7 protein-coding genes are annotated in these 9,098 nt (G+C 37.1%); 4 read left to right on the plus strand and 3 right to left on the minus strand.

Features of this window, described 5'->3' with window-relative positions; all coding sequences use genetic code 11:
- The first annotated feature begins 73 nt into the window (after positions 1-73).
- The 3 genes from Q8P68_05505 to Q8P68_05515 all read left to right on the plus strand — a co-directional run bounded on the left by Q8P68_05505 (position 74) and on the right by Q8P68_05515 (position 5,560).
- Complete coding sequence (locus tag Q8P68_05505) at positions 74-3,196, plus strand: hypothetical protein (GenBank protein MDP4008617.1); 3,123 nt, start codon at positions 74-76, stop codon at positions 3,194-3,196.
- An 88-nt stretch (positions 3,197-3,284) separates the two neighbouring features.
- Entirely contained in the window at positions 3,285-4,778 is a 1,494-nt protein-coding gene (nadB, locus tag Q8P68_05510) for an L-aspartate oxidase (GenBank protein MDP4008618.1), read from the plus strand.
- A 515-nt stretch (positions 4,779-5,293) separates the two neighbouring features.
- Entirely contained in the window at positions 5,294-5,560 is a 267-nt protein-coding gene (locus tag Q8P68_05515; GenBank protein MDP4008619.1) for a hypothetical protein, read from the plus strand.
- Positions 5,561-5,563: 3 nt separating this feature from the next.
- Here the strand turns inward: Q8P68_05515 and prfA are convergent, their stop codons facing one another.
- Genes prfA through Q8P68_05530 form a run of 3 tightly spaced genes read right to left on the minus strand, consistent with a single transcriptional unit; the run spans position 5,564 to position 7,745 of the window.
- Positions 5,564-6,628, minus strand: coding sequence for a peptide chain release factor 1 (gene prfA / locus Q8P68_05520; GenBank protein MDP4008620.1), 1,065 nt, complete (start codon positions 6,626-6,628; stop codon positions 5,564-5,566).
- Between the two features lie 51 nt (positions 6,629-6,679).
- Entirely contained in the window at positions 6,680-7,525 is an 846-nt protein-coding gene (gene prmC, locus Q8P68_05525; protein MDP4008621.1) for a peptide chain release factor N(5)-glutamine methyltransferase, read from the minus strand.
- Positions 7,526-7,535: 10 nt separating this feature from the next.
- Positions 7,536-7,745 (minus strand): hypothetical protein, encoded by a 210-nt coding sequence (locus Q8P68_05530; protein ID MDP4008622.1) that lies wholly within the window; start codon positions 7,743-7,745, stop codon positions 7,536-7,538.
- 201 nt (positions 7,746-7,946) lie between these two features.
- On the opposite strand from Q8P68_05530, the gene Q8P68_05535 reads away from it, so the two are divergent.
- On the plus strand, positions 7,947-8,900 hold the full coding sequence (locus Q8P68_05535; protein ID MDP4008623.1) for a hypothetical protein: 954 nt from the start codon (positions 7,947-7,949) through the stop codon (positions 8,898-8,900).
- Positions 8,901-9,098 lie beyond the last annotated feature (198 nt).

The raw sequence follows: 9,098 nt of genomic DNA on the forward strand, positions 1-9,098 counted from the left end.
AGCACAATAACACGCCCGCCACCCTCTTCAGGATTGAAAAAATTCGGTTTTTCTGGTAGAATTAAGAGATTTAATGAATATATTTCAAATCTCAATGCAAGATTTCTACTGCCAATTCGGTACGAACGGCTCACACAAAGGCTTTCACATAGAAAACCGCCTAGTTTTCAAAAGTGATGAATCATCAGAAGAAATTCCAACTGCGACACCGAAAGAACTTTCAGAAGAGGATAGATTGAACTATATGAATGCGAATTTCGATGATTTGATGGGCATAAAAGAGCTACCGGAAAATGAAGATAAAGCGATTCTCAACCACCTATTGCATAAAGCGGCAAGAAGTAATGATGAAATCCATTCATTTTTCAAAAGAAAAGGTGATAAACCTGCGAAAAGTGAAGCTATATTTGGATTTTTCATAAATACAGACGGGAAATATGAAATAAAAGGAGCTACGCCTATTGAAATAGAAGGGAATACGCTTGGACAATATCTCAAAGACAATCTTAAAAACCACGTAAAGACAGCTGGATTCAAAGAAGTGGATTCAGAAGATATGACCGCGAAAGATTTATCTAATCAAGTGATAGAAGCTGTTGATACTGCAAAAAAACACTTTGATTTTCTAGATAAGAACTATAATTCAATGGAAGGTCTAATAACTGACATAGGAAAAGTTGGAACTATCAGACAATTTGCGGAGATAAATCATGATTATTCAGAAAAAAAAGCGACACTAATGGCAAAAAGCAAGATTAGTACAGAAGTACTTTCTTTCGAGGTAAGGATTGATTTGGTAAAGAGGAATGCCTCAAATCCAACTGAAGCCGCCCTACTCTGGTATGCAATAAACAGCCAACCGGCCCTATCGAGAGAAACTAAACTCGATGTTTACAAAATTTTTGATAAGAAAAATATAACAAAAAACAAAATAGCCATAGTGAACGGTCGACTCGTAGTGCCATATAAACCGAAAGACAAAAAGTTGGAAGATGGGGTGGATTACCTATATGCAACTTATGGCTACAATACAGAGAAACTCAACCCTGCACTAACTAAGCTAGTAGATCCGAACAATGAATTCGGGGGAGAGGAAGGTAAGAAAATAGCAGGAATCTTAAAAGATGGTATGGAAATTTACGGTAGCATAGTAGGAAGAAGTAGTGAATTAATCAAAAGTAGTGAATCAAGTGAAATATTCCAAGCAAACTACGAACTTTTACAATTAATCATGATCGTTCCGGAAAGAATGTTGAATAGCAAAGAAGAGTTAGAGGCGGATGGAGTAGATATGCCGGATTTCACAGAAGAAAACGGACCATGGTTCTTTGGTAGAGCTGACGGCAAGTACTACGCAAGAAATCTACATTTCGTAGATCACAAAGAAGAAATCTGCTACGTGTTTGACATAAACAAAGGATGGATAAAGACAGATAAATTCCCAACTAGCGAATATGCGATGCCGGAACTATATACTCTAAATAAAAAAGGTGAATGGGATATAAATGACGAGGCTATTGAAATGACCTACAAACTTGGATTAACTCCAAAGGAAGTCCTTACACGCACACTAAATGTCTTACATAAGACGGTTCAAAGCAGAGCAAAAAGAGAAGCCCTACTCAGAGCATTTGCAGAAAACCCACCTGAAGGTATGGCGATCCCATTTCCTCAGTTAAAAGATGTTGAAATAATACTAGATGAAGAACATTGGGCTGACTCTATAACAAATTTACAGACCTATTTATACAAAGATTATTTACAGCTTTTTCCAGGAATGGAAAATGATACTCTACGTTGGATGACAAAAGAAATCTCTGAATGGTGGATGATTGAAATGAAAAGAAGCGGAAAAGATACAAGGCAACAACCAATCGATAACGAACATAAATACAAAATCTCTAGTAAAGGATTTGTAGATAACTTCGCTGACGCCCTTTTACCAACAAATATAAACATACTATACACCGCAGAAAAACAATTCTCAGATGAGACACAAGGTAGAATTGATAGAATACATGAATATATCGAAGGAATGTACAAAGGATTCTTCGGTAAACTTACGTCAATACTCAGCAGTAAATTCGGAATAGTCGGTGAAACAATAAGTGAAATTGCGGAAGAATATGCAAGACAACCGCTAGGAGATGTGTGGGAACTTTCAGAAGAATTAACAGTTGAATGGGAAGCTCTAGAAAAAGAAAAAGGCGAGAAAATTCCATTCAAGAAATTCATGATTGTTTATGGAGTAAAGGCGTTAGTCAAACTAAAAGACCCTGAAGCGGTAATCGAAGAAGATAGCTTCCTTGGCAAACTTAAGAAGTTTTTAACAGGAAAGAGTATAACCAAAAACCCCGCCATGACTGCAACAAAAGAACAAGCTGAACAACCAAGATCTCCACTGGATGTTACAGACAAAGCTCAATTACAAATTTTTGGAAGTGATTTGAATGCATTGAAATATTCATTTGGACAAAAACGTGGACAAAATATATTCACACCAGATGAAATTGCAACAATGATTGTGGAGGCGGGCGATACAAAAGATACAAGCTTCACAAATAAAGAACAAAACGAGTTTAAAATAAAAAAAATGAAAGCAAAATTAAATTCTCTATCAGGTGATGAGAAAACAGCATTTCAAACAGAATACGATTACCTTGTAAAAGGCAAAACACCTGCTGGATATACTACCACCGAAACTGCAGTTCAAGCGGGAACGGAAGAACCGAAAGCCACTGAAATAAAGACCGGACCAGGTTCTTCACCAAACAATGCAATTGATTTTAATAGCATAAATGAAGGAGACTCATACAATGGTTGGCACCAGGCAAATAGCACCATAACCCTAAAAAGTGGAAAATTAAACATCGATAATTTCGATTTCAAAGGGAAAGATTCAAATGGTAATCCTAAAACCGATTATAGTATCAAAATTGAAATCGTATATGAAGGTGAAAATGAAAGTGAGTTAAATAGCGAAAATAAAAAAATCGACACATATGACAGTTCACAATTTACAGCCATGGAAAAGTTACTTTCGGAAAACGATAACAATCTAAAAATCGCTCAATCTTCGACCAGAATAAATAAGTGGAACGGCAATTTAACCAATAAAAAGGACACCATAAAAGAGATTCGTATTTACAAAGGAGTAAAACTAAAAGATCCACATCTTTATAAGATTACAGACTAATAACTTAAGCTTCCAAAAATCTTTGAGTAAAGCTATATTTAGCGTGCTTTAATAAATATTTTTTCTGAAAAATCCTGATTTTATCATCATAGGTTCCGGAATTGCAGGGTTGAATTTTGCGCTAAACGTAGCGGAATTCGGCAAGGTGCTGATAATAACGAAAAAAAATACAGTTCACTCTTCGACAAATCATGCGCAAGGAGGAATAGCAGCGGTGCTGGATAAAACTGACGATTTCAAAACACACGTCGAGGACACCATGGTTGCCGGGGCGAATCATAACAACAGAAAAGCTGTAGGATTTATGGTGAAGAAGGGTCCACTCGCAATTAAGCGTCTAATTGAGTTTGGAGTGAATTTCGCCCATCATAACGGAGAAATAGTTTTAACGCGTGAGGGGGGACATAAGAAGCGTAGAATCGCCTTCATAGGCGACTATACCGGTAAAGAAATCGAGGCTGCACTTGTGAGAAACGTAAAGAAAAATCCAAACATTGAAATCGTAGAACACACAACTGCTATAGATCTATTGGTAGATCAAGGAACATGTTATGGAATACAGGTTATCAACAATGAGAAAATTCAAAATTTGTTTGCAAAAGCGGTGATCATAGCGACCGGAGGGATAGGTCAATTATATAAATTCACTACAAATCCAAAAATTTCGACCGGAGACGGCATTGCTATGGGGCTACGCGCAGGGCTAAAGGTCAAAGATCTGGAGTTTATACAATTCCACCCAACGGCACTTGCTGTGCCAAAAGCTAAATCATTCCTCCTATCGGAAGCCCTGCGCGGCGAAGGTGCATATATTCGCAATAGCAAAGGTGAAAGATTCATGCAGCAAATTCACAAAATGGCTGAACTTGCACCAAGAGATATCGTTGCAAAAGGAATTTACGATGAGCTAAAAAAAGGCCCTGTATATCTGGATATGCACCATCTGGAGGGAGATGAAATCAAAATAAGATTCCCTCAAATTTACTCAACACTACTCAAGTACAATCTTGATCTCACAAAGGATTTAATACCTATCGCACCGGCCGCTCATTATCTATGTGGAGGGCTTGAAATAAATCAAAAGGGAGGTACTTGTGTAAAAAATGTGTACGCATTTGGAGAGGTGTCATATACCGGAGTTCATGGGGCAAATCGCCTAGCTTCAAATTCACTACTGGAAGCTCTAGTTTATAGTAATGAAATCAGCGAAAATATTAAAAAAAGTGTTAAATCACAATCTAATATAAACAAGAAATCCAACGAAATCGAAAATCAATTCAAATCACCTTCCTATAAACGAAATTCATCACAAGAGAACAAATTTATTGCTCAACTGAAACTGCAACTAAAAAACATAATGTGGGAATATGCAGGAATCGTTAGAACTACCTCCGGTCTCAATCATGGACTCAAAAAACTTTCAAATTTAGAATTTAAATTAAATAAGAAATTCAAACAAAATGAAACTAATGAAAATCTTATTGAAATACGCAATATGATACGTGCTGCCAAAGCTATAACTCTTTCAGCTAAACAAAGAAAAACAAGCCTCGGCACACATTTTATTATAAGTGAATCTTAACGGATCAACGATTTTTTTCTCTAAGAAAATTTCAGATAGCATAATAAACTATTATTCCACGACAATCACTTTGATTTCACAATAATTTCCTCGGATTGTCATTTTTTTCTGCGCAGAAATTTTTGACTCAAGCACCATCCTATTGCGTATTCACCTTTGTGCGTACGCATAAGCTTTGAAAGTCGTACTTCAAAGGTCATTCTATGAAAACAAATCCTGAACTGTACGATTTAAACATTATTTGAATTTGACATAAGCCAGTATGGTATTTCGCATGACCGGCGCCGGTCATGGAGAGATTATTTTTCAAATATGTCCAATCTAGCAATGACTTACCGTAAATAAAGACGTGCCCTCTAAGGTTTTTTTCAGTAAGTACATAAAATCTTCAAAAGAAATCATTGTTAATTTATTTATTCAGAGGGAGAATCTGTTGATCCAACTTAACGGTTCAATTGACAATCTATACTGCTAGTATAGAATGACAGACGAAAATAATCATTAACTTTTACAAAATGAAAAAAACATACTTAGTAGCAATCTCAATCATTGCTGGGACCCTAATCTTAAGTGCATGTGGTAAACCTGAAGAAATTAAAGTATTTGGAGAGGGTGATGCTGCTCCGGTAGTAAATTACAACCAACTAAACTGTGAACAGTCCGGCGGTACATTTACAGATGCTCTATGTACATGTGCAGAAAACTACACTTACAACGAAAAATCAGGACTTTGTGCTGATGCTGATGGAACTCCAGGTGAGAAACTGGAAGCTACGCAATAATTATTATTCTATTGCACTAGCCAGCTTTTTCGCTTGTTCTTCCATAATAAGACTATCAACTATGTCGCTGATTTGGCCTTCCATGATTGTTGGTAAATTATTCCAGCTTTTCTTGATGCGATGATCGGTAACACGGTCTTGTGGAAAATTATAAGTACGAATTTTCTCTGAACGATCCCCGGTACCTATCTGGCTTGAACGCGCTTCACCAAGCTCTTTTTCGCGTTTCTCAAGCTCCTGCGCATAAATTCTAGATCTTAACACTTCCATAGCCTTTTCTTTATTTTTGAGCTGAGATTTTTCACTTGAAGTAGCAATCAATCCGGTTGGTAGATGAGTAATACGTACAGCTGAGTCGGTTGTATTTACACATTGCCCCCCTGGCCCACTTGCACGATAAACCTCTATTTTCAAATCATTATCTCTTATTTGTATATCAACTTCCTCAGCTTCAGGTAGAACTGCAACGGATGCCGTAGACGTATGGATACGCCCCTGACTTTCTGTAACCGGAACTCTCTGAACACGATGAACACCGGATTCATATTTCAAAAATCCATAAGCCCCATCATCAAGAACCTTAAATACAACTTCCTTAACCCCTTGCTCAGCCTCACTTTTACTCATCAATTCAACATTGCATCCTTTGTCTTCCAAATACCTCAAATACATACGGGACAATTCCTCTGCAAACAATGAAGCTTCAACCCCACCTGCCCCGGCACGAATTTCAACTATACAAGGCTTCATATCCTCAGGATCTTTTGGCAAAAGTTCCAATCTCAGCCTCTCTTCAAGTTCCGGCTGACGCGCCTTCGCCGCTTCAAGCTGTCCTTTAGCCAAATCCCTCATTTCTTCCTCATTACTCTCATACAAAATCACCTCAGCCTCTGCTATCTCAGCATTAGCCTGTTTTAACTCAACAAAAAGACTCACAGTCGGCTCAAGATGCTTATATTTTCGTACAAGCTTCTGATACGCAACCTGATCAGATATAATCTCAGGATCAGCCATCTGATTCTGAATTTCATTATACTCATCCTCTAATCTTTGAAGTTTTTCTAACATATTAAAATCATAAAATAACAAATCTTTGAGCCTCACGCAGTGTAGGGGGAGCTAAGAAATTTTGCAAGATGATAGAAATACCACCCTATCCCTACCCTCCAAATCCTTCACAACACTCACTTCATATTCGCAGGCCAAACTCTTGCACAATTCTATCGCACCCTCCCCCTGATCAAAACCAATTTCAAATAAAATATATTTAAATTTCATACCTTTATCAGCAATCTGCTCAAGAACCTGCCTATACAATGCCAAGCCGCCATCATCTGCAAATAAAGCCATATGTGGTTCATGTTCACGTACCCCGGATCCTAACTGAGCATTTAAGTCAACATATGGAAGGTTCGCAACAAGAATATCAAACTCATCATCTATCCCATCCAAAAGATCACCCTCAGAAAGCTCAATAATATTTTCAAGTTTATGTTTTTTTACGTTTTCATTTGCAACCTGCAGGGCCTCTTCACTTTTCTCGATACCTAAAATAGAAAGTTGATCAGGTAAACTAAACTCATTTGCAATAGATATAGAAATACATCCAGAGCCGACGCCAAGTTCAAGCATCCGCACTAGTTTGTTCAACTTTTTTATACAACCAATGGCCTCATTTACTATTATTTCCGTATCCCTACGCGGAATAAGAACGTTTTTATTTACTATAAATTCGAGCCCATAAAAGTTTACCTTCCCACGAATATAAGCCAGTGGATAACCCTCTTTCAAAGTATCAATATTCATCTGAATAAGAGTTTCTATATTTTTTGGGATTTCTTTGTCACGAGTCAAAAACAATTCAACATTATCAATTTCAAGATAATCACACAAAAGAGTCTCGACTTCTTTTAGAAGGTCGAGACCCTTTGAATATTTCAATATGTCTGAAACAGTTAAGGTCACAAATGTTTGTTTAACTGTAAAACTTCTTACGTGCAGCTTCCGCTCTATAGTTTTCTCGTATCACAGCTCCTTCACGAACTTGTCTTTTAGACTTATCCTTCTGGTGATAACGAGTAGAACGAACTCGCGGTATTGTACGAGCTTTTTGGACACGTTTATTAAACTCGTTAACGAGCTTATCGTCTGACTGACCGGTTTTTTTGAATGCATATACTCCCATGTGTAAACACCTCCTTTGATTATTAACAGGGTTAAACCCTTAAAAAGCCTTAATAAAAGCAGGAGCATGTTACTTAACGTCGCACGCAAAGTCAACTTGGAAACACTACGAAATACCGAAACACTACGAAATTACAAATAACTTGACATAATGCATAGTTAAAGTTGATAATTAGCTATCTAGTCACTTAATCATCATGACATGTCAACTGAATCAAGTATGACACAACAAGAGTTTTTTAAATTGATTGACGGTATCCGTAAAGCTGGAACCCCGGAGCATAAGCCATTGAAGTTCAAAGAAATAAGTGATCTTATCGGCATAAGTCGCGGTAGATTATTTGAATTACTAGGATTAAGAAAAAAAACATCAACCAGAGCAAAGACTGAAATAGAAATTCCGGATGGAATCGTAGAAAAGGTTCAAAAAGTACGCGCAGATATTGAAGAAGGGGTCATAGAGCTTAAATTCGAACTAACACCTGAAAGATATCAAGAACTAAGCGCATTAATCGCTTCCATTGAGGCGAATGCATTCAAAAACTATAGAAAAGCTATGGGAATAAAGGCCATTTCACGACTGGCGAATATACCACACAGTAGACTAGAGAATGCACTCAAGCCATCAGTCTCGAAAAGGAAAAAAGAAGTACGCACATTAACAAACCACGACATAGATAACCTACTCATATTAAGAGAAAGAATAATGAATGGAGAAATAGAATTTACGGATAGGCATAATTTTCAAAGTGGAAAGGATATGAATCCATATAAAATAATAGTAACAGAAGATGATATCAAAATGATTAAATGGCTGAGGCTCAATTCTGATTTCACATATGAGAGTTTAGAGAGAGAGCTTGAATTACCAAAAGGGAAGCTCTCTCAATTAAGCGGAGAAGTGAAAAGAACCAACAGGCAACAAAAACCAAGATTAGATATAACTGCAATTTATGAATTGATGCTTTTGGTAGAAGAAAGAATACAAGAAATAAAAAAACAATATGAAAACTTCGATCACGAAGAAAAAGATGAAGGAAGGGCAGATGAAGTGGTCTTGATATTGGATGGCACGCATCGAGTTGAAGCCCACCTTGCCAATCTAAGGGGCCCTGTAGAGCGTGAGATGAGACGAAAAAATAAAGAGGCAGCTTAAACTACCGGCCAAGTACAACACTGACTAGTTCATAGACTTCGTCGCTAATTGAAAAAAAGGCTTAAGGGAAAATTTTGCGGGCTAAAATATTGAGTTTTATGCTAGAGTAAGCTCTTAACCCTTAATATTTTTTGTTATGCAAAAAAAAATGCCCAAAATGCCTCAGTTTTAATACTAAAAAGAACGGTAAAAGAAACC

Source organism: Candidatus Peregrinibacteria bacterium (genome assembly GCA_030700255.1).
In the GTDB taxonomy this organism is placed as follows: Bacteria; Patescibacteriota; Gracilibacteria; order UBA1369; family JABINC01; genus JABINC01.

What these genes read in the sequence shown, in the direction of transcription:
- Q8P68_05505 (MDP4008617.1), top strand. Translation starts at nt 74, where the DNA reads ATGAATATATTTCAAATCTCAATGCAAGATTTCTACTGCCAATTCGGT.
- Q8P68_05515 (MDP4008619.1), top strand. Translation starts at nt 5,294, where the DNA reads ATGAAAAAAACATACTTAGTAGCAATCTCAATCATTGCTGGGACCCTA.
- prfA (MDP4008620.1), bottom strand. Translation starts at nt 6,628, where the DNA reads ATGTTAGAAAAACTTCAAAGATTAGAGGATGAGTATAATGAAATTCAG.
- Q8P68_05530 (MDP4008622.1), bottom strand. Translation starts at nt 7,745, where the DNA reads ATGGGAGTATATGCATTCAAAAAAACCGGTCAGTCAGACGATAAGCTC.
- Q8P68_05535 (MDP4008623.1), top strand. Translation starts at nt 7,947, where the DNA reads ATGTCAACTGAATCAAGTATGACACAACAAGAGTTTTTTAAATTGATT.